The organism is Amorphus sp. MBR-141 (assembly GCF_053628695.1).
Genome location: NZ_JBRJGW010000015.1, coordinates 21,431 through 41,109, shown reverse-complemented (window position 1 = coordinate 41,109; position 19,679 = coordinate 21,431). Strand labels below are relative to the sequence as shown.

Annotated in this window: 17 protein-coding genes; 4 read left to right on the top strand and 13 right to left on the bottom strand. The window is 69.2% G+C overall.

Annotated elements, in window-relative coordinates; genetic code table 11:
* Positions 1-15: 15 nt before the first annotated feature.
* Positions 16-837, top strand: a complete 822-nt coding sequence (locus tag ACSSVZ_RS18795) for an alpha/beta fold hydrolase (protein ID WP_453972271.1) — start codon at positions 16-18, stop codon at positions 835-837.
* Positions 838-934: 97 nt separating this feature from the next.
* Here the strand turns inward: ACSSVZ_RS18795 and ACSSVZ_RS18790 are convergent, their stop codons facing one another.
* Positions 935-1,909, bottom strand: a complete 975-nt coding sequence (locus ACSSVZ_RS18790) for an NAD(P)-dependent oxidoreductase (protein ID WP_453972390.1) — start codon at positions 1,907-1,909, stop codon at positions 935-937.
* A gap of 451 nt (positions 1,910-2,360) precedes the next feature.
* On the opposite strand from ACSSVZ_RS18790, the gene ACSSVZ_RS18785 reads away from it, so the two are divergent.
* Positions 2,361-3,494, top strand: coding sequence for a LacI family DNA-binding transcriptional regulator (locus ACSSVZ_RS18785; RefSeq protein ID WP_453972269.1), 1,134 nt, complete (start codon positions 2,361-2,363; stop codon positions 3,492-3,494).
* Between the two features lie 18 nt (positions 3,495-3,512).
* On the opposite strand, the gene ACSSVZ_RS18780 is transcribed toward ACSSVZ_RS18785, so the two are convergent.
* The 12 genes from ACSSVZ_RS18780 to ACSSVZ_RS18725 form a co-directional block, all read right to left on the bottom strand.
* On the bottom strand, positions 3,513-3,950 hold the full coding sequence (locus tag ACSSVZ_RS18780) for a GFA family protein (protein ID WP_453972268.1): 438 nt from the start codon (positions 3,948-3,950) through the stop codon (positions 3,513-3,515).
* Positions 3,951-4,108: 158 nt separating this feature from the next.
* On the bottom strand, positions 4,109-5,686 hold the full coding sequence (locus ACSSVZ_RS18775; protein ID WP_453972266.1) for a phytoene desaturase family protein: 1,578 nt from the start codon (positions 5,684-5,686) through the stop codon (positions 4,109-4,111).
* 10 nt (positions 5,687-5,696) lie between these two features.
* On the bottom strand, positions 5,697-7,082 hold the full coding sequence (locus ACSSVZ_RS18770; RefSeq protein ID WP_453972264.1) for a dihydrolipoamide acetyltransferase family protein: 1,386 nt from the start codon (positions 7,080-7,082) through the stop codon (positions 5,697-5,699).
* A gap of 31 nt (positions 7,083-7,113) precedes the next feature.
* Complete coding sequence (locus tag ACSSVZ_RS18765) at positions 7,114-8,565, bottom strand: NAD-dependent succinate-semialdehyde dehydrogenase (RefSeq protein WP_453972262.1); 1,452 nt, start codon at positions 8,563-8,565, stop codon at positions 7,114-7,116.
* Positions 8,566-8,659: 94 nt separating this feature from the next.
* A complete protein-coding gene (locus tag ACSSVZ_RS18760; RefSeq protein ID WP_453972260.1) occupies positions 8,660-9,637 on the bottom strand; it encodes an alpha-ketoacid dehydrogenase subunit beta in 978 nt (325 codons plus the stop codon).
* Positions 9,625-10,662 carry a thiamine pyrophosphate-dependent dehydrogenase E1 component subunit alpha gene (locus ACSSVZ_RS18755; protein ID WP_453972259.1) on the bottom strand — a complete coding sequence of 346 codons (1,038 nt, stop codon included), beginning with the start codon at positions 10,660-10,662 and terminating at the stop codon, positions 9,625-9,627. Before ACSSVZ_RS18755 ends, ACSSVZ_RS18760 begins: the two co-directional genes overlap by 13 nt.
* A gap of 35 nt (positions 10,663-10,697) precedes the next feature.
* Entirely contained in the window at positions 10,698-11,999 is a 1,302-nt protein-coding gene (locus tag ACSSVZ_RS18750; RefSeq protein WP_453972258.1) for a M24 family metallopeptidase, read from the bottom strand.
* A gap of 209 nt (positions 12,000-12,208) precedes the next feature.
* Entirely contained in the window at positions 12,209-13,366 is a 1,158-nt protein-coding gene (locus tag ACSSVZ_RS18745; protein WP_453972256.1) for a lytic transglycosylase domain-containing protein, read from the bottom strand.
* 61 nt (positions 13,367-13,427) lie between these two features.
* Positions 13,428-14,822, bottom strand: coding sequence for a glycolate oxidase subunit GlcF (gene glcF, locus ACSSVZ_RS18740; protein ID WP_453972255.1), 1,395 nt, complete (start codon positions 14,820-14,822; stop codon positions 13,428-13,430).
* A gap of 66 nt (positions 14,823-14,888) precedes the next feature.
* Positions 14,889-15,263: a DUF4870 family protein gene (locus tag ACSSVZ_RS18735; protein ID WP_453972254.1), complete on the bottom strand. Its 375-nt coding sequence runs from the start codon at positions 15,261-15,263 to the stop codon at positions 14,889-14,891.
* A gap of 87 nt (positions 15,264-15,350) precedes the next feature.
* Positions 15,351-16,571 (bottom strand): glycolate oxidase subunit GlcE, encoded by a 1,221-nt coding sequence (gene glcE / locus ACSSVZ_RS18730; RefSeq protein ID WP_453972252.1) that lies wholly within the window; start codon positions 16,569-16,571, stop codon positions 15,351-15,353.
* Positions 16,572-16,578: 7 nt separating this feature from the next.
* The gene (locus ACSSVZ_RS18725) at positions 16,579-18,075 is read right to left on the bottom strand and encodes an FAD-linked oxidase C-terminal domain-containing protein (protein WP_453972250.1); all 1,497 of its coding nucleotides are present in this window, start codon (positions 18,073-18,075) and stop codon (positions 16,579-16,581) included.
* A gap of 218 nt (positions 18,076-18,293) precedes the next feature.
* On the opposite strand from ACSSVZ_RS18725, the gene ACSSVZ_RS18720 reads away from it, so the two are divergent.
* The gene (locus ACSSVZ_RS18720) at positions 18,294-19,238 is read left to right on the top strand and encodes a LysR family transcriptional regulator (protein WP_453972249.1); all 945 of its coding nucleotides are present in this window, start codon (positions 18,294-18,296) and stop codon (positions 19,236-19,238) included.
* Between the two features lie 187 nt (positions 19,239-19,425).
* Positions 19,426-19,596: an aa3-type cytochrome c oxidase subunit IV gene (locus ACSSVZ_RS18715; protein WP_453972248.1), complete on the top strand. Its 171-nt coding sequence runs from the start codon at positions 19,426-19,428 to the stop codon at positions 19,594-19,596.
* The last annotated feature ends 83 nt before the right edge of the window (positions 19,597-19,679 follow it).

Here is a 19,679-nt window from a genome sequence, read left to right as displayed (position 1 = left end):
ACATGGAGACCAACGATGGCGACTTTCACCACCAGCGACGGCACGGAGATCTTCTACAAGGACTGGGGAGCCGGTCAGCCGATCGTCTTTTCCCACGGCTGGCCGCTCAGCGGCGATGCCTGGGACGCGCAGATGCTGTTCTTCGGCCAGAACGGCTACCGGGTCATCGCCCACGACCGCCGCGGTCACGGCCGCTCCGCGCAGCCATGGGCCGGCAACACGATGGATCAGTACGCCGACGATCTGGCCGAACTGATCGACCATCTGGACCTCACCGACATGGTGATGATCGGCCATTCGACCGGCGGCGGCGAGGTCGCCCGCTACATCGGACGGCACGGCACGGCGCGGGTGGCCAAGGTCGTCCTCGTCGGGGCGGTGCCGCCGCTGATGCTGAAGACCGAGGGCAACCCGGAAGGCACGCCGATCGACGCCTTCGACGGGATCCGCCAGGGCACCGCCCTCGACCGCTCGAACTTCTATCTGGGTCTGACGACGCCGTTCTACGGCTTCAACCGGGACGGCGTGGAGGACAACGACGGCCTGCGCCACAGCTTCTGGCGGATGGGCATGCAGGGCGGCATCAAGGGCCAGTACGACTGCATCCACGAGTTCTCGGAGGTCGACTACACCGAAGATCTGAAGGCGTTCGACCGGCCGACGCTGGTGGTCCATGGCGACGACGACCAGATCGTCCCCATCGCGGCGTCGGCGCTGAAGACGGCCAGGATCGTCGAGGGCGCCGAGCTCAAGATCTACGAGGGGAGCTCCCACGGGCTCGCCCAGATCGAGGCCGACCGCTTCAACAACGACGTGCTCGCCTTCATCGAGGGCTGAGGACAGCCCGTCCGAAACGGCGAGACAGGCCGGGGCGCCCATCTGGCGCCCCGGTCCGTTTCATCGGGTCCGCGCGCGCACCGGCGCGAACCGCGTATCAGCCCTTGCTGTCCTCGACCTCGAGGCCGGTCGGGACCGGAACGTTCTCGCTCTGCAGCGTCATGCCGGAATACTGGGCATGGGTCTCCAGCAGCGTGGTGAAGTCCTTGGCGAGATAGGCTTCCGCGTCGCCCTTCAGGTGCGCCATCCCGAAGTGGTTCTGCAGCGCCTCGCGGGTGGCCGCGGTGACCGGCATCGGCACGCCGAGCTCCTGTCCCGACGACAGGCCAAGGTCGAGATCCTTGCGCAGCAGGTAGGGCGTGAACGTCGTCGTCCAGTCGAGGTTGACCAGCGCGTTCGACTTGTAGCGGGTGAACACCGACCCCATCACGCTGTTGTTCATGAAATCGAGGAAGGCGTGGCGCGGCACGCCCGCCTTCTCCGCCATCAACGTGATCTCGATGAGATTCTGCGTCACCACGCCGAGCATCACGTTGTGGGCGATCTTGCAGATGCGGGCGAGTTCGCCGTCGCCCACGTAGGAGACGCCGCGGCCGGCCAGCGCGTCGAGATAGGGCTTCACCGTGGCGAACGCGTCCTCGGGGCCGGACGCCACCACGCTGAGCTTGCCCGCCTTCACGCATTTGCCGTTGCCGGAGACCGGCGCGGCGATGAACTCCGAGCCGTGCTCGGCGAGGCGGGCGCGGATGTCCTCCGATTCCTCCACCGCGATCGACGAGCAGTCGACGAAGATCTTCGGCATCTTCCCGTTGGCCCCGGACACCACACCGTCCGGACCGAAATAGACGTGCTCGAGGTCGGAGCCGGTGGAGACCATGGTGAACAGCACATCGACGCCGGCGAGATCGGCCGGGCGGTCGACGAGGGTGGCACCCTTCTGGGCCAGCGGCTCCGCCTTCGCGCGCGTGCGGTTCCAGATGTGGACGGAGTTGCCGGCCTTCACCAGCCGTTCCGCCATCGGGTAGCCCATCCGGCCCATGCCGATCCAGCCGAGCGAGTGCTTATTGTCCATCATGAGCGGGTCCTTTCGCAGGATGTTGGATGGTCGGGGGGGCGGGCAGCGGGGAGCGGCGCACCGATGAGGGGGGAGCAGCCAGGCTCTTTGAGCCCCGCCACGCCTTCGAAAGCCGGGCGCGCGCCTGCGCCGTCGCCTCCACTCTCATCGTTTCCTCCTTCGTTGCCGCGGTGCGGCCGCCGGGGAGCTCCCTGGCGGCCGAAACCATTTGCCGGCTTGCCGTCGCAGCAGGCTGCAAAGGGCGGCGCACCGGTCATGCAATCGTTTGCATATGGGTGCCATATCGGGAGCGGGATTGCAACCGGGTCAAGCCGACTTCGGCCCATCGTTCGCCTCCCAACCCCTTGCCGAAATCGTTTTCCAAGCGATTCCGCGGAGGCAGCCGGCATGCTATTCATGCAGGACATGTCGACAGCGCATCGCCGCACGGCGGGGGCGAGGACAAACGATGGCGAAGGTCAGGGTGAAACTGAAGGACGTGGCCGCCGCCGCCGGGGTGCACGCCTCGACGGTGTCGCGCGCGCTCGACCCGAAATCGCGCCATCTCATCACCGATTCCCTCGCCGAGCGCATCACCCGGATCGCCAACGAACTCCAGTACCGGCCGAACTCGATCGCCTCGAGCCTCCGGACCCAGCAGTCGATGACCATCGGCGTGCTCGTTCCCGACATCACCAACATGATCTTCCCGCCGATCCTGCGCGGCATCGAGGACACGCTCGCCGAACAGGGCTACGTGGCGATCATCGCCAACACCGACAGCGATCCGGCCAAGGAGAGCGCCCTCATCGACGTGATGCGCGCGCGCGGCGTCGACGGGCTGATTCTCGCCAGCGCCCAGCGCCAGGACGCCGCCATCGTGCAGGTGATGCAGGACGGGGCGCCGGTCGTCACCGTCAACCGCATGATCGACGACGAGCGGGTGTCCTATGTCGTCAACGACGAGACCGGCGGCATCGCGCTCGCGGTTCAGCACGTCGTCGACCTCGGCCACCGCACCATCGCGCACCTGGCGGGCCCGCAGCGCCTGTCGACCGGCCTGTTCCGCTACTACGGCTTCTGCCGCGCCGCCAAGAAGCACCGGCTGCGCCACTGGCGCGACCTGATCGCCTTCGCGAGCGCCTTCAACGAGGACGAGGGCCAGGATGCGTGCCTCGACCTGATCGACCGCGGCATCCCGTTCACCGCCGTCATCACCGCCAACGACCGGCTGGCGATCGGCGCCATGCGGGCGCTGGCGAGCCGCGGTCTGCGGGTGCCGGAGGACGTGTCGGTCACCGGCTACAACGACATGCCGTTCACCGACCTGCTGACGCCGCCGCTGACCACCGTGCGCATCCAGACCTACGAAGCCGGCCGCCGGGCCGCGGAAATCATCCTGGAGCGCCTCGGCGCCGATCGCGGCGCGCTGCCGGCCGTCCACGAGGTGCTGGACGTGGAGCTGGTGCCGCGCGGCAGCACCGTGGCGCCGCCGGCGACACCGCGAACCGATGCCTTCGTGGCGCAGGCGGGCGCGCCCCGCCCCGCCCTGCCGCCGATCGAGGACGGGCCCGGACGCAAGAGCGCCGACACGGACGGATAGAGGATCGCCGGACCGGCCTCAGGCTTCCAGCAGCGCACGCGCGCTGTCGGAGGCCATTTCGGGGAACGCGGGCAGCGACGGGTCCATCACGTCCCAGCCCAGCTGACGGCTCGCGTAGACGATCAGCCCGGGCGAAAGCAGCGCGGCATCGTCGAGGCTGGAGGCGCGGACGTGGATGGTCCCCTGGCGGATCGCATAGCGCGCGAAGATCTGCGAGCCGCAGCGCGGGCAGAAGGTGCGGGTCACCGTCTCGCCGCTGTCACCGACCCGTTCGTAGGTCGCGACGGCGCCGGTCAGCTGAAACGCCGCTTCGTCGACGATCACATGGGTGGTGTGACCGGTGCCGCTCGATCGCCGGCAGTCCTCGCAGTGACAATGACCGACGAGCCTCGGCGCCTCGCCGCACGCGTAGCGCACGTCGCCGCAGGCGCACCCGCCGGTAAACCCTTCAATCATTGAGATCTCCCGAACCACCTTGCGCACGCAAGGCCGAACCGCCCCGATCCCCGACGAAGGGATCGTCTTCATGCTATCGGATGCTCCGGGAAAAAAGGCGATCGATTTCTTCGCAGGCGGCCGGTTGCGATGCCGATTTCGCGCTCCGCACCGGCGGATCAGCCGCCGGCAGGGAACGGAATATCGAGATCGGACAAAAGCACCATCGCCGCGTTGCGGCCCGGCCCGCCGGAGACGGATCCGCCGGGGTGGGTGGTGGCGCCGGTCTGGTAGAGGCCCGGGATCGGCATGCGATGCTGGGCCCAGCCCGCCGCCGGGCGCAGCCCACCCGCCTGCGCCGGGATCTGCGCCCCGCCATGGCAGGAGCCGTGCCAGTTGTGGGGGTTGAGCCGCTCCAGGTCGAGCGGGCTCTTCACGTGGTGGGCGAGGATCGCGTCGTCCGTCAGTCCGGGCACGAACCGCTGGAGCTGCCGCAGGTTGGCGGCCGCGACCTCCTCCTTGAGCCCGTCCCAGCGCGCCGCGCCGCCGTCGATGTCGTAGGGGTGGAAGCCGACCACCTTGACGGTGTGGTGCCCGGCAGGCGCCCGCGAGGGATCGACGCTGCTCGAACACATCACCAGCAGCGGCGGATCGTCGAGGTTGACCCGCCCACGGGCCACGTCTGAACCCACCTGCAGCGCCCGGTCGACGCTCGGCATGATGCCGACGGCCGACGGCGTCAGGGTGTCGCCGTGCGCCGCGAACGACAGCGGCGCGCGCGTCGCATAGTGGGCGGCGAACATGGCGATGCCGCTCTGCCAGCCGTCGACCGCTTCCTTAAAAGGCACGGGCCAGGCATCTTCGGCCGCCATGCCGACGAGGTCCTTCACGTGGATCGTCGAGACGACGGCCTTGCGGGCGCGGTGCACGGACCCGTCGGCGCATTCGACCCCGACGCAGCGGCCGTCCTCCACCACCAGCCGTTTCACCCACGATCCCGTGCGGATGGCGCCGCCGTTGGCCTCGATGTAGCCGGCGAGCGCATCCGGCAGCGCCGCCGAACCGCCCTTCGGCAGCGTCCAGCTCCATTTCTGGCGGCCGGCCACCAGCGAATAGGCGAGGCGCCCCGACATTGCCTGCTCGGGCGGCACCATCGTCATCATCGCCATCCAGAGGAGGAAGGCGCGGGTGCGTTCGTGCTCGAAATTGCCCCGGATGATGTCCCAGGCCGACAGCGCGATGCGCCGCTGCCAGACCGCGCCGTCCGGATGGTCGGCGAGGCGCTCGGCCAGCGAGGGCCCGAAGCCGATCGGCGTGTAGCTTGCGGCCGAGAAGACCGGCGCGACCTCTGCATAGTCGGCGATCAGCCGGCGGTAGGCGGCGGCGTCGTCTTCGGAGAAGCGCGCGAACTCTGCGGCGGTGCGCTCGATGTCGCGCCACTGGGTGATCGAGCTGCCGTCGGGAAACGGCATGTGCACGACCGGGTCGGGCAGGATGTAGCTGAGCCCGTAGTCGGCGAGCGGCAGCTCGTGATCGCGCAGGATCGGGCTCGACTGGATGAGATTGTGGGCCGTCGAGCAGGTGTCGTGGCGGAAGCCCGGCAGGGTGATCTCGTCGGTGGCGGTGTTGCCGCCAACGACGTCTCGGCCTTCCAGCACGAGGCAGGAGAGTCCCGCCTTCGCCAGATAGGCCGCCGCAATCAGGCTGTTGTGGCCGGCACCGGCAACGACGACGTCGAACGTTCCGGTGTCGGCCATGTCGCGGGTCCTATCCGAGTTCCGCCGACCAGTCGCGACCCTCGAGGAGCTCCTTCAGCCGCGACAGGTAGGCCGCGGAGTAGGCACCGTCGAAGGCCCGGTGGTCGAAGCTCTGCACCAGCATGCCCACCGGCCGCGGCACGATAACGTCGAACCCGTCGACCGTCATCACCACCGGTTTCTTGGCGATGGCGTCCATCGACAGGATGGCCGCGTTGCCCGGGTTGATGATCGGCGTCGTGAAGGTGGTGCCGAACGAGCCGTTGTTGGTGATGGCGTAGGTGGCGCCCTCGAAGTCGTCGGGGGCGAGCGCACCCGACCGGGCCTTGCTCACTAGCTTGTCGATCTGCTTGGCGATCCCCGTCAGCGACAGATCGTCGACGTTGCGTAGCACCGGCACCACGAGACCGTCGTGGGCGAGATCGATGGCGATGCCGAGATTGATCGACCGCCGCACGATCAGCCCGTCGTCGGAGTAGGCGGAGTTGACCTTGGGGAACTCCGCCAGCGCCAGCGCCACGGCGCGGACCAGGAACGGCAGGAAGGTGAGCGAGATGCCGTGGCGCTCGGAAAACGACGCCTTGGCGGCCTTGCGTGCCTTGTCGACGGCGGTGAAGTCGATCTCGATGCCCTGGCTGACGTGCGGCATCGACTGCCAGACGCCACCCAGCGCCTTGGCGGTCGTCCGGCGGATGCGATTGAACGGCACCACCTCGTCGCCCTCCTGGCGGGACACCGGGGGGGCCTGCACCGGCGCCGGTCCGCGCGTCTCCGCGCCACGCGGCCCCTGCGCCTTGCCGACGCCCTGCTCCATGGCGGCCAGCACGTCCTTCTTGGAGATGCGCTTGCCCTGGGCACGGCCGGCGATGGCCGACAGGTCGATACCGTTCTGCTGGATCAGCCGGCGGGCAAGCGGCGTCAGCTTGACGCCGTCGGGACCGTCGACCGGACCGTAGGAGGCCTCCGGCGCCCGCACCGGACGGAACGGGTCGAGCCGCTCCTCGGCCGGACCGGTCGGCGCGCTCCTCTTGGGCGGGGTCGCACCGTTCGCCGCCTTTGCCGCAGCCGGCGCGGGCTTCGCCTCCGGTTCGGCCTTCGCCTCGACCTTCTTGTCCTCCTTGGCGGGAGCCTCGGCCTTCTTGGCCGGCGGCTCGACCTTGGTCCCGGCCTCGCCGATCACCCCGAGCACGGCGCCGACCGGTGCGGTCTCGCCGTCGCCCACGTGGATCGCCAGCAGCACGCCGCCCTCGGTCGCCTGGACCTCCATCGCGACCTTGTCGGTCTCGATCTCGAACAGGTTGTCGCCGGGCGCCACCTGGTCGCCGACCGATTTGAACCAGGTCGAGATGGTGCCCTCGGTCACCGTCTCGCCAATCTGGGGCATCAAGACATCCATGGCGAACTCCCGGTCCTTGGTCTTCTTGGGCTCACCATTCCAGCGAGACGTACTGGGTCTCGAGGAACTCCATCAGCCCTTCGTGGCCGCCCTCGCGGCCGATGCCCGACTGCTTCATGCCGCCGAACGGCGCCGCCGGATCGGAGACCAGGCCGCGGTTGAGGCCGACCATGCCGAAGTCCAGCCGCTCGGCGATCGCCAGACCCTTGGTGACGTCGCGGGTGAACAGATAGGCGACGAGGCCGTACTCGGTGTCGTTAGCGCGGCGCACCAGGTCCTCGTCGTCGGAGTAGCGCTGCAGCGCCGCCACCGGCCCGAAGATCTCTTCCTTCAGAAGGTCCGCGTCGTCGCTGACGTCGGTCAGCACGGTCGGCGGATAGAAGTAGCCGGTGCCACCCAGCGCCTTGCCGCCGGTCGTCGCCTTGGCGCCCTTCGAGGTGGCGTCCTCGACCAGCGACACGACCTTCTCCAGCGTCGACTTGTTGACCAGCGAGCCGACGACGACGCCGTCCTCCAGCCCGTTGCCCATCTTCATGGCGCCCATCTTCGCGGTGAGCTTCTCCGCGAACGCGTCGAACACGTCGTCATGGACGAGGAAGCGGTTGGCGGCGGTGCACGCCTCGCCGAGATTGCGCATCTTGGCGAGAATGGCGCCCTCGACCGCGGCGTCGATGTCGGCGTCCTGGCGGACGATGAACGGCGCGTTGCCGCCGAGCTCCATCGCCGGATTGACGATGTTGCGGGCCGCGCTCTCCAGCAGCGTCCGGCCGACCTCGGTGGAGCCGGTGAACGACACCACCCGCACCCGCGGATCGCCCAGCATGGCGTCGGCGACGGCGCCGGAGCGCCGCGACGGCAGCACGTTGACGACGCCCTTGGGCACGCCGGCCTCCTCCAGGATCGGCATCAGCGCCAGCATCGTCAGCGGCGTTTCCGACGCCGGCTTGATGATGACGGGGCAGCCGGCGGCGAGCGCCGGGCCGATCTTGCGGGTGCCCATGGCGGCCGGGTAGTTCCACGGCGTCACCAGAACGCCGATGCCGGCCGGCTTGTGGTGGACGAGGATCCGCGCGCCGGTGGTCGGCGAGCGCATCACGTCGCCGATGTTGCGGACGGCCTCCTCGGCATACCAGCGGAAGAACTCGGCCGCGTAGGCGATCTCGCTCTGGGAATCCGGCAGCGCCTTGCCGTTCTCCAGCGTGATCAGCCGGGCGAGCCGGTCCTTGTCGGCCATGATCAGATCGAAGGCGCGGCGCAGGATTTCAGCGCGCTCGCGCGGCTTGCGGCCGGCCCAGTCGGCGAACGCCGCGTCGGCCGCGTCGACCGCCGCCTTGGCATCCTCGACGGTGCCGCTGGCGACCGAGGCGATCACCGTCTCGGTGGCCGGGTTGTAGACGTCGAAGCGGCCGCCGTCGGAGGCCTCGCGCCAGGTGCCGCCGATGTACATGTCGGTCGCCACATCAACCATCAGGTTCTTGTCCACGGGATACCTTCCCTTGTTCGATCCGCAGGCGCCGGCTGAGAGCCCGGCTCGCCCGGTCGGATCCTGTGCTGCTGCCCCGTCGCCCCGACCGCGCTCAGCCGAGCGAGGTGCGGACCGTCTCGACGATGCGCGGCACCGTCGGCAAAACGATGTCCTCGAGATTGTCGGCGGCCGGCAGCGGAATGTGCGGCGTGGTGATGCGCACGATCGGCCCGTCGAGGTCCCAGAACGCCTCGTCGGCGACGATCGAGGCGATCTCCGCCCCCCATCCGCACAGCCGCGGGTTTTCCTCCACCGTGAACAGCCGGCCGGTCTTCTCCACCGAGGCGAGGATCGCCTGGGTATCGAGCGGCACCAGCGAGCGCAGGTCGATGACCTCCGCGTCGATGCCGTGCTTCTCGGCCAGCTCCTCGGCCGCCGCCAGCGCCCGCGGCACCATCAGCGCCAGCGCCAGGATGGTCGCATCCTTGCCGGGCCGGACGATCTTCGCGGTTCCGAGCGTGTCGATGATCTCGCCGTCGGGCACCTCGCCCTTGGTGGCGTAGAGCGACTTGTGCTCGAAGAAGATCACCGGGTCAGGATCGCGGACGGCGGCGGCCAGCAGGCCCACCACGTCCACCGGCGTCGACGGCGCCACCACCTTGAGGCCGGGGATCATCATCGCCCAGTTCTCGATCGACTGGGAATGCTGCGCCCCGAAGCGCGAGCCCGCGCCGTTCGCCGTGCGCACCACCAGCGGGCAGCCGAACTGACCGGCCGACATGTAGCGCACCTTCGGGAACTCGTTGGCCACGTAGTCGAAGCAGACGGCCAGGAAGTCCGAGAACATGATCTCGGCGATCGGCCGCATGCCGGTCATCGCCGCGCCCATGGCCGCGCCGAGGATGGCCTGCTCGGAGATCGGACAGTCCCGCACCCGCTTCGGGCCGAACCTGTCGTAGAGCCCGACGGTCGCCTTGAACACGCCGCCCGCCTTGGCGACGTCCTCGCCGAAGAAGATGACCCGCTCGTCCCGTTCGAGTTCCTGGGCGATGCCGCGCGCGACCGCGTCGCGATAAGTCAGTTCCGCCATGACCACTTCCCATCCGCATACACGTCGGTGAACAGGAGCTCTTCCGGCGGCAACGGGGCCGCCTTGCAGAGCTCGGTGGCCTCATCGACCTTCGCCTTGGACTCCGCTTCGATCGCCTTGATGGCGTCTTCCGACACGCCGAACTCTGTGAGGCGCTGCCGGTAGAGCTTGATCGGATCGTGCTCCTTCCACTTCTCCAGCTCGCCCTCCGGCCGGTACTTGGCCGGGTCGGCGCGCGAGTGGCCGGAGTGGCGGTACGTCTTGCACTCGATGAGCGACGGGCCGTCGCCGGCGCGCGCCTTGGCGAACGCCTCCTGGGCCACCCGGTAGACCGCGTCGGCATCGTTGCCGTCGACGATGATCGACGGCAGGCCGTAGGCTGCGGCCCGGTCGGCGGCGGGATGTTCGACCGCCGTCACGTCGCCGATCGGCGTGTACTCCATGTAGAGATTGTTCTCGCACACGAAGACCACCGGCAGCTTCCAGACCACCGCGAAGTTCAGCGCCTCGTGGAAGGCGCCGATGTTGGTGGTGCCGTCGCCGAAGAAGCAGACGGTGACGTCGTCGTCGCCGTTGTACTGGGCCCGCAGCGCCGAACCGCAGGCGATCGGCAGGTGCGCGCCGATGATGGCGTAGGAGCCGAGCACCCCGTGCTCCTCGGAACCGAGGTGCATCGAGCCGCCCTTGCCGCGCATCAGCCCGTTGTCGCGCTGCATCAGCTCGCCGAGCATCTTCTCCATCGGCACGCCGCGGGCCAGCGTGTGGTGATGGCCGCGGTAGGTGCACAGGCTCTTGTCGCCGGGCTTCATGGCGGTGGCGAAGCCGGCGGCGATCGCCTCCTGGCCGAGCGCCAGGTGGCTGGTGCCCTTCACCAGGTTCTGCAGGAAGAGATCGTAGGCCCGCTGCTCGCAGTCGCGGATCTCCACCTGGCTCCGATACAGAGCGAGGCGCACGTCCTCGCCGATGTCGTCGTTCCTGGCCGCCGCTGGCGCGGACTTTGCCGAACGTCTGGTCCGTGCGTTCACCACGGATCCTCCCTCGATTGTGCGGATGATCCCGCTCAGTAGCGGTTGGCGATCGGCAGCTCTTCCGACGGGAAGTGGGTGATGACGCGGCACCCGGTGTCGGTGACCACCACCTCTTCCTCGATCCGCGCGGCGGAGAAGCCGTCGGTCGCCGGGCAGTAGGTTTCCAGCGCGAACACCATGCCGGTCTTGATCTCCATGGGGTTCTCCAGGGAGACGAGGCGCGAAATGATCGGCCGCTCGTGCAGCGCCAGGCCGAGACCGTGGCCGAACTGCAGGCCGAACGCGGCCAGCTCGCTCGGGAAGCCGAACTCCTCGGCCTTCGGCCAGACCTCGGCGACCTTGTCGGTCGACACGCCCGGCTTGATCATCGCGATCGCCTTGTCGAGCCACTCGCGGCACTTCTTGTAGGCATCGTACTGGACGTCCGTCGCCCGGCCCACGTTGAAGGTCCGGTAGTAGCAGGTGCGGTAACCCTGGTAGGACTGCAGGATGTCGAAGAAGGCCTGGTCGCCCGGCCGCAGCAGACGGTCGGTGAAGTTGTGCGGGTGCGGGTTGCAGCGCTCGCCGGAGATCGCGTTGATCGCCTCGACGTCGTCCGAGCCCATCTCGTAGAGCATCTTGTTGGCCTTCGCGACGATGTCGTTCTCGCGGACGCCCGGCTTCAGCTCCTCGTAGATCATGTGGTAGACGCCATCGACCATGGCGGCCGCCTGGTTCAGCAGCACGATCTCGTCGATGTTCTTGATCTCGCGGGCGCCGAGCATGATCTGCTGGCCGTCGACGATCTTCATGCCGGCGTTCTGCAGCTCGAACATCATCGCCGTCTCGGCGAGGTCGACGCCCACCGGCTGGTCGGCCACGCCGGCCTGGCGCAGGAGATCCATGATCTCCTCCGAGTGCATCTTCATCAGTCCGAACGACGGCGGGATCGTCCCGCGCATGCCGAGCACGCCGGCGCGCCAGTTGTCTTCCGGGAACCAGTCGCAATACATCTTGTGGTGAACGGCGGCGGAGCCGAAGTCCCAGACGATCGGATCGTTGTCGCCGGCCAGCAGCGCGAAGCGGCAGAGCTTGTCGCGCTCCCACTCGCCGATCTTGGTGCCGGACACGTAGCGGATGTTGTTGACGTCGAAGAGCAGCAGCGCGCCGCAGCCGGATTCCTTCAGCGCTTGGCGCGCCCGGGTCAGCCGGTAGTCGCGCAGCCGATCGAAATCGACGCGGCGCTCGAAATCCACGCTCGTGTGGCCGGGCGACGGAATCGCCCGCTTCCAGTTCCAGTGCGGATCGAGGGAATCGATGCCGGCGCCGCGGGCCGGGGTGATGATGTTGGTCATGGTCTCCTCCGATACGCTCGGGCTCTGGGCGGCCCATGTGATCAGTGTCGTCCCGCGGGCGCGGGGCGCGCAAGGCCGCGGATGTCCATTCTCGACAATTCGCAGCCCGAAGTGCAATCGATTGCAGAGATGGTTACTTGCCCGCGCCGGAGGTGTCAATCCCGGCGCGGGGCTGCCGCACGCCCGGAAGGACCAGCGCGGAAAGAGCCTCAGTTGCGCACCACCACGCAGGGCACGCCGGCCGCTCCGATGCGCCGGCAAAGCGCCGCGGCGCCGGCGCGCGAGGGGGCGCCGAGCTGCACCGCATGGATCGCCCGGCGCCCCATGCCGGGGACCCGCCTGGCGATGACGACCGGCGGGGTGGCGCGCAGATCGCCGGGAATGCGCGCCCGCACACGCTCGAACTGGCGCATCGCCACCGAGGGGTTCATGTGGCCCGCCAGCTGCGCCCCCCAGGGCGCCCAGCCTCCTCCCCCCGGGGGTCGCGGCGAGGTGCGGGCCTTGCCGAGGGTGGTCACCAGCGCCGTGCAATCGACCGGTCGGCCCTCCAGGTCCTCCGGCCGCGGCCGCGGCGGCAGCACGGGTTCGAGATCGTCGATATCCGCCGCCGCCCCCGCGTGGGGCACTACCCCGCCGGCGAAGGCCACGAGCATGATCGCCCCGCCTTCCGCCGGCGGCGGGTCGTCGGGCTTCGCCACCGCGGGCGCGGCCGGGGCAGTCGGCGGATGCGGGTTGAGCGTTTCCTCGCGGGCCGCGCGCTCGATCTCCCGCGCCCGCCGTGTCCGCCAGTATTCGGCCGACCGGCCGGTGATCGCGTAGACGTAGTCGCGGGTCTCGTAGGGCAGAAAGCCGCCGCCGAGATAGCCGTCCACCCGGGTCTCGCCGGCGTTGTAGGCCATCGCCGCCAGCCCCCAGTGGCCGAAGCGGTCGAACAGCGCCTTCAGGAACGAGGCGGACGCCGGCAGCGCCTGCGCCGGATCGAACGGCTTCTCCAGACCCCGCGCCCGCGCCGTGCCCGGCATGAACTGGGCGATCCCCTGGGCCCCCTTCGGGCTGACCGCGTTGGGATTGAAACGGCTCTCCTTCCAGATCAGGCGGATGAAGAACTCCGGCGGCACGGCATGCGTGTCCGCCGCGGTGACCAGAAGGTCGCACAGTCGCGCCAGCTCGGCGGCCGCATCGTCCTCCTCCTCCCCGTCCCCGGCCTCCGGTGTCCCGGCGGTGACGGCGGGCGGCGGCGGCGGCGTGAGGCCGTCGTCGGCACGCAGCAGCGGCGCCGGACCGTCCTCGGCCGCAGCGGCAGGCCCCGCCCGGAACGGCGCACCGGAAACCGCGAGCAGGACAAGGAGGAGGACGGCAGCGCGCATGGGTCGGTCGTTGGTCCTGCATCGGGTCGGAGCGGCCCGGGACACCCGATCTATCCGAGCCTCAGGGCGTGGCGATGACGTCGACACCCTGGCGGGACGGATCGGCGCCCTCGACCACGCCCGGGGTCGGCGTCGTTTCCTTCAGGCGGTCGGCCCGCCCGGCAAAGGCGCGCGGCAGCGGGCCGCCGTAGGCCCAGTCGAGAAGTTCCACCGTGTGCAGGATCGGCCGCTCGCTGCCGGATCCGATCTGGGTGATGCAGCCGATGTTGCCGGTGGCCACTAGGTCGGCGCCGGTGCGGTCGATGTTGGCGACCTTGCGCGCCTTCAGCCGGCCGGCGATCTCCGGCTGCAGGATGTTGTAGACGCCGGCCGAGCCACAGCAGATATGGCCTTCCGGCACCTCCGACACCCGAAATCCGGCATCCGCCAGCAGCGCCCGCGGCTCGGTCTTGATCTGCTGGCCGTGCTGCATCGAGCACGCCGAATGGTAGGCGACGACGGCTCCGCTCTGCCGCTTCGGCGGGCCCAGATCGAGGTCGGCCAGCACCTCCGAAATGTCCCTGGCGCGCGCCGCCACCTCGTTTGCCCGCTCGGCGTAGTCGGGATCGCCGGCCAGCATGTGGGCGTAGTCCTTGACCGTTGTGCCGCAGCCCGATGCGGTGATCGCGATGGCGTCCAGCCCGCCCCGCTCGATCTCGTGCCACCAGGCGTCGATGTTGGCCCTGGCGGCGGCTTTGGCGTCGTCTTCGCGGCCCATGTGATGGACCAGCGCGCCGCAGCAGCCCTCACCCTTCGGCAGCACCACCTCGACGCCGGCGCGGGTGAGCAGGCGGATCGCCGCCGCGTTGATGTCCGGGGCGATCACCGACTGGACGCAGCCGGTCATCAGCGCGACGCGCCGGGTGCGCGGCCCCGCCGCCGCAACCACATGCGGACGCCCGATCCGCTCCGTCGCCGGGATCGACGCCGGCGCCAGCCGCAGCATCGCGCCCAGGCGCGCGAACGGCCCCTTAGTGAGAAGGGGCGCGACCGGACGGCCCAGCGCCGACAGCCGCACCGCCCAGCGGAAACGGTCGGGATAGGGCAGGATCGCGGCCAGAACCCGCCGCAGCGCGCGGTCGTGCCAGGGGCGCTCGTAAGTCTCTTCGATGTACGCGCGCGCGTGGTCGACCAGGTGCATGTAGTTCACGCTGGACGGGCATGTGGTCATGCAGGACAGGCACGACAGGCAACGGTCGATGTGCTTGACCACCTGCTCCGTCGCCGGCCGTCCCGCCTCCAGCATGTCCTTGATCAGGTAGATGCGGCCGCGCGGGCTGTCGAGTTCGTCGCCGAGCAGCACGAAGGTCGGACAGGTGGCGGTGCAGAACCCGCAATGGACGCACTTGCGCAGGATCTGCTCGGAATGCGCGGTTGCCGGATCGGCAAGCTGGGCCGGCGAAAAATGGGTCTGCATCTCGGCTCTTCCACGCGGCCGCCCGCTCCACGAGGCGCGGACGGCAGCGGCTACGGGGCGCTCAGCTCAGATCCACCACGTCGTCGGGTTCGGAATGGCTTCGCGATTGCCGGCGGCGATCAGGCCCTTCACGCACCGCACGATGAACCAGACGGCAGCGGCGACACCGATGAACACGCCGATGACGACGATCGCCAGCACGGCGGCGATGATGCCGTAGACCACGCCGATCCAGAACGTGCGGATCGCATAGACGTAGTGGCTCTCGATCCAGCCGGTCGCCTTGCCGCGGTTGATATGGGCGAAGATGATCCCGACGATCGCCGTGAGGCCGGTCACGAAGCTCGCCAGATACAGGCCGTAGACCAGTTGCACGTTGGCACGGCCGGGATCGAAGATGCCCGGCTCGGCCGGTCCGCCCGACAGGGTGGGATCACTCATGCGTCGTTCCCTTTCGCTCTGCGGCCGCGTGGCTCACGGCGCCTCGTTCCGTCCGATCGGCCGACCATCGCTCATCTCGCGCCACGATCAAAGCCCGATGACCATTCGTCCCGGGTTGAGCACCGCCTCCGGATCGAACTGCGCCTTGAGGCGCCGCGACAGCGCCGCCAGGCCCGCCTCCTCCGGCTCGAACACCGGCACCGACGAGCGTAGCGCCGCGCCGGCGCGAACAAGCGTCGCGTGGCCGCCGCCGTTTGCCGCGATCGTCCGCCGCAGCTCGGCCGCGCCGGCATCTTCCTCGGCGGCCGTCTCGATCCACACCAGGCCGCCGCCCCAGTCGTAGAAGGCCCTGAGCGGCCGGGTCGCGGAGAGCGCCGCGACCACGGCGGCACCGGCGGTCGGTGCGACCGACACGCGCCAGACGGCCTTTGCGGCGCCGTCCGCGAACGGCCGGCAGTCCCGCACGTCGCGCCAGAACACCCCGGAGGCCTCCGCGCCGAGCGTCTCGATGCTTCCCAGTCCGGCGAAGAGCGCGGAAAGGCCGTCGGTGCGGGCACGCACCGACGGCGCGAAGCCCTCGATCCGCACCGCGGTCACGGACGATCCGTCCGCCGCGATCCCGTCGACCGAGCCGGCCACCGCCGCCGGCAGGTGCGCCGCGCCGGAGACGTCCGACGCCGATCCGAGCGCGTCCGCCATCGCCCGAACCGCCGCCGCATCGTCCAGCCCCCGGACACACAGCGTCGCCGTCGTCTCGGCCCGCGGCAGCACCTTGAAGGTCAGCTCGGTGAACACCGCAAGCGTGCCCCACGATCCGGCGAGGCCGCGCGCGAGATCGTAGCCGGTGACGTTCTTCACCACCCGGCCGCCGGCCTTGAAGGTCTCGCCCCGGCCCGACACCGCGTGCAGCCCCAGGATATGGTCGCGCGCCGCCCCGGCCTTGATCCGGCGCGGTCCCGCCAGGTTCGCGGCGAGCAGCCCGCCCACCGTTCCCGCCCCGGCGCCGGTGCCCAGCAGCACCGAATAGTCGACCGGCTCGAACGCGAACTCCTGGCCGCCCTCGGCCAGCGCCGCCTCGATGGTGGCGAGCGGCGTGCCGGCCCGCACGGTGAGCACAAGCTCCTCCGGCTCGTAGACGAGGATCCCGTCCAGCGCCGAGACGTCCAGGGTGTGGCCGGACTGGACCGGCCGGCCGATGGCGCGCTTGGTTCCCAGCCCCACGACCTCCAGCGGCTCGCGCGCCGACACCGCCCAGGCCACGCAGTCCCGCACCTCGTCCGCGGTCGCAGGATTCAGCCGTTCGCTCATCTCGCCCTCAGAATCGGGGAATGTCGGGAAACGGCAGCGCGCCTGCGTGCACGTGCATCCGGCCGAGCTCGGCACAGCGGTGCAGGACGGGGAAGACCTTGCCGGGATTGAGGAGATGCTTCTCGTCGAAGGCGCACTTGACGCGCTGCTGCTGCTTCAGGTCGTCCTCGTTGAACATCGTCGGCATCAGGTCGCGCTTCTCGACGCCGACGCCATGCTCCCCCGTCAGGCAGCCGCCGACTTCGACGCACAAGGTGAGAATCGCCCCGCCGAAAGCTTCCGCGCGCTCAAGTTCCCCCTCCTTGTTGGCATCGTAAAGAATCAGGGGATGAAGATTCCCGTCGCCGGCGTGAAAAACGTTCGCGACGCGCAGGCCATATTCCTCAGACAATTCCCGCATCCGGCGCAGCACCAGCGGAAGCGACTTGCGGGGAATGGTCCCGTCCATGCAATAGTAGTCGGGGGAGATCCGACCGACAGCCGGAAAGGCTGCTTTCCGGCCTGCCCAGAACTTGGCGCGCTCCTCCTCCGAAGATGAAATGCGGATGTGGAACGCGCCGTTGTTTCGGGCACGGCGCTCTATGTCCGAGATGAGATGATCAACTTCGATACCGGGACCATCGAGTTCGACGATCAACAGGGCCTCCGCATCGCGCGGATAGCCGGCATGGACGAAGTCCTCGGCGGCGAGGATGGCCGGAGCGTCCATCATCTCCATTCCCGCCGGGATGATGCCGGCACCGATGATCTCCGCCACGCAGGCGCCGGCGGCCTCGCTGGTGTGGAAGCCGATGAGCAGCGCGCGGGCGGTCTCGGGTGCTCTCAGGATCCGCACCGTCACCTCGGTGACCACGGCCAGCAGCCCCTCGGAGCCCACCATCATGGCGAGCATGTCGTAGCCGCAGCTGTCGAGGTGCTTGCCGCCCAGGCGGATCACCTCGCCGGTGACCAGCACCATCTCCAGGCCGAGCACGTTGTTGGTGGTGAGGCCGTACTTGAGGCAATGCACGCCGCCGGAATTCTCCGCGACGTTGCCGCCGATGGAACAGGCGATCTGCGACGAGGGATCGGGGGCGTAATAGAAGCCGCGGTGCTGGACGGCCTGGGTCACGGCGAGGTTGGTGACGCCGGGCTGGACGGTCGCGGTGCGGTTGTCGAAATCGAGGTCGAGGACCCGGTTGAACTTCATCATCGACAGCAGCACGCCGTCGGCGAGCGGCAGCGCGCCGCCCGACAGCGACGTCCCCGCGCCGCGCGGCACCACCTTGACGTCGTGCGCATGGCAATAGGCGAGGATGCGGCTGACCTGCTCGACCGTCTCCGGCAGCACCACCACCAGCGGCATCTGGCGATAGGCGGTCAGCCCGTCGGATTCGTAGGCGCGCATTTCGATGTCGTCGGCGATCACGCCCTCGTTCGGCACGATCTCCCGCATCGCCGCGACGATCGCCGCGCGCCGCTTGAGCGTGTCCTCGCTCGGGCGCGGCATGACCAGACCACTCATCGGCTCCTCCGTTCGGCCCGCCGTCTCGCGCCGCGAGTCCGAATCCGCGGCCGCCGCCGCTGCGGCCCGTCCGCAATTCGTTGGGCAGATCTGTTCGAGCATGCTAGTCCGCACACTCGCACATCTACCTGCAATTGCGTCCCGGATACCCGGTCAACCGGGACCAGTGCGCGACCTTCGCCCAGCCCGTTCCTCATTTTCCATACTGATAACACTCGATGAGCGACATCACAGACATGGAAATTTTCGCCCGGGTGGTCGGCGCCGGGTCGATGTCGGCTGCCGGTCGGGGAATGGGCCTGTCGCCGGCGGTGATCTCGAAGCGGATCCGCCGGCTGGAGACGCGGCTCGGGACCCGGCTGCTGCAGCGGACGACGCGGCAGCTGGCGCTGACCGAGGCCGGCCAGGGCTACTACGAGCACGTCGTCGCCATTCTCGCGTCGATCGAGGAAGCCGAAGCCTTCGTCACCCGCCGGTCCACCATGGCCCGCGGCACGCTGAAGGTGAGCGCCCCCACCTCGTTCGGCCGGATGCACATCGCGCCGCATCTCGGCCGCTTCATCGACGCCCACGGCGACCTGCAGATCAACCTGGTCCTCAGCGACGAGTTCGTCGACATCGTCGCCGACGGCTACGACCTGGCGATCCGCATCGCGGCGCTGACCGATTCGAGCCTGGTCGCCAAGCGCCTGGCGCCCGTCTACAGGGTGCTGTGCGCCGCCCCGGCCTATCTCGAGCGGCACGGCGAACCGGCCACCATCGACGACCTCTCCGACCATGCCTGCCTTGCCGCATTGCAGCAGATCCCCTGGCGCCTGGAGGGCCCCGACGGCCCGGTGACCGTGCGCCCTGCAGCCCCCCTCTCCACCAACTCCAGCGAGGTGGTGCGCGAGACGCTGCTCGCCGGCCTCGGCATCGCGCTCCGGTCGACCTGGGATGTCGGGCCGGACCTGGCCGCCGGCCGGCTGAAGATCGTGCTGCCCACCTACCAGGCCTCCGACCGGGTCGGCGTCTACGCGATCTATCCGACGCGCCGCTTCCTGCCGGCGAAGGTCCGGCTGTTCATCGATTTCCTGGCCGATCTCTACGCGCCGACGCCGTACTGGGACGACGGCCTGATCGACGTCCTCTCCGATCTCGCCAGCGAGCGCACCGCCCGCTGAGCCGGAGGCGCGTCCCCGTCAGGCCGGGCGGCCGCACCGGCAACCGCCGCAGGCGCCGCCCGAATCGCACAGCAAGTGCCTGCAATCGATCGCACGCCCTCAGAATCCGCGCCGGAGCGCGTTGCCCCGCGCCCGATCCACGGTTACAAAGCCCCCGAATACGCGCGACTGGACATCGAGGAAGATCATGGCTCACCACCCCGCTGGCACTGCGCCCCTGCTGCATGACGAAGGTCACATGACCTCCATGGACTATTCCGAGCATGAGCGGACATATGCCGGATTCACCAAGCTGGTGAAGTGGAGCATCCTCGGCCTCGCCATCCTGCTCGCGCTGATGGGCTTCTTCCTGACCTAGAGCCTGCCCGTCCGGATCCCGGCGATCTGGACGAGAACGAACGGCTCACGGCAAGAAACTGCTCAAGGCATTGAATCCGGAGC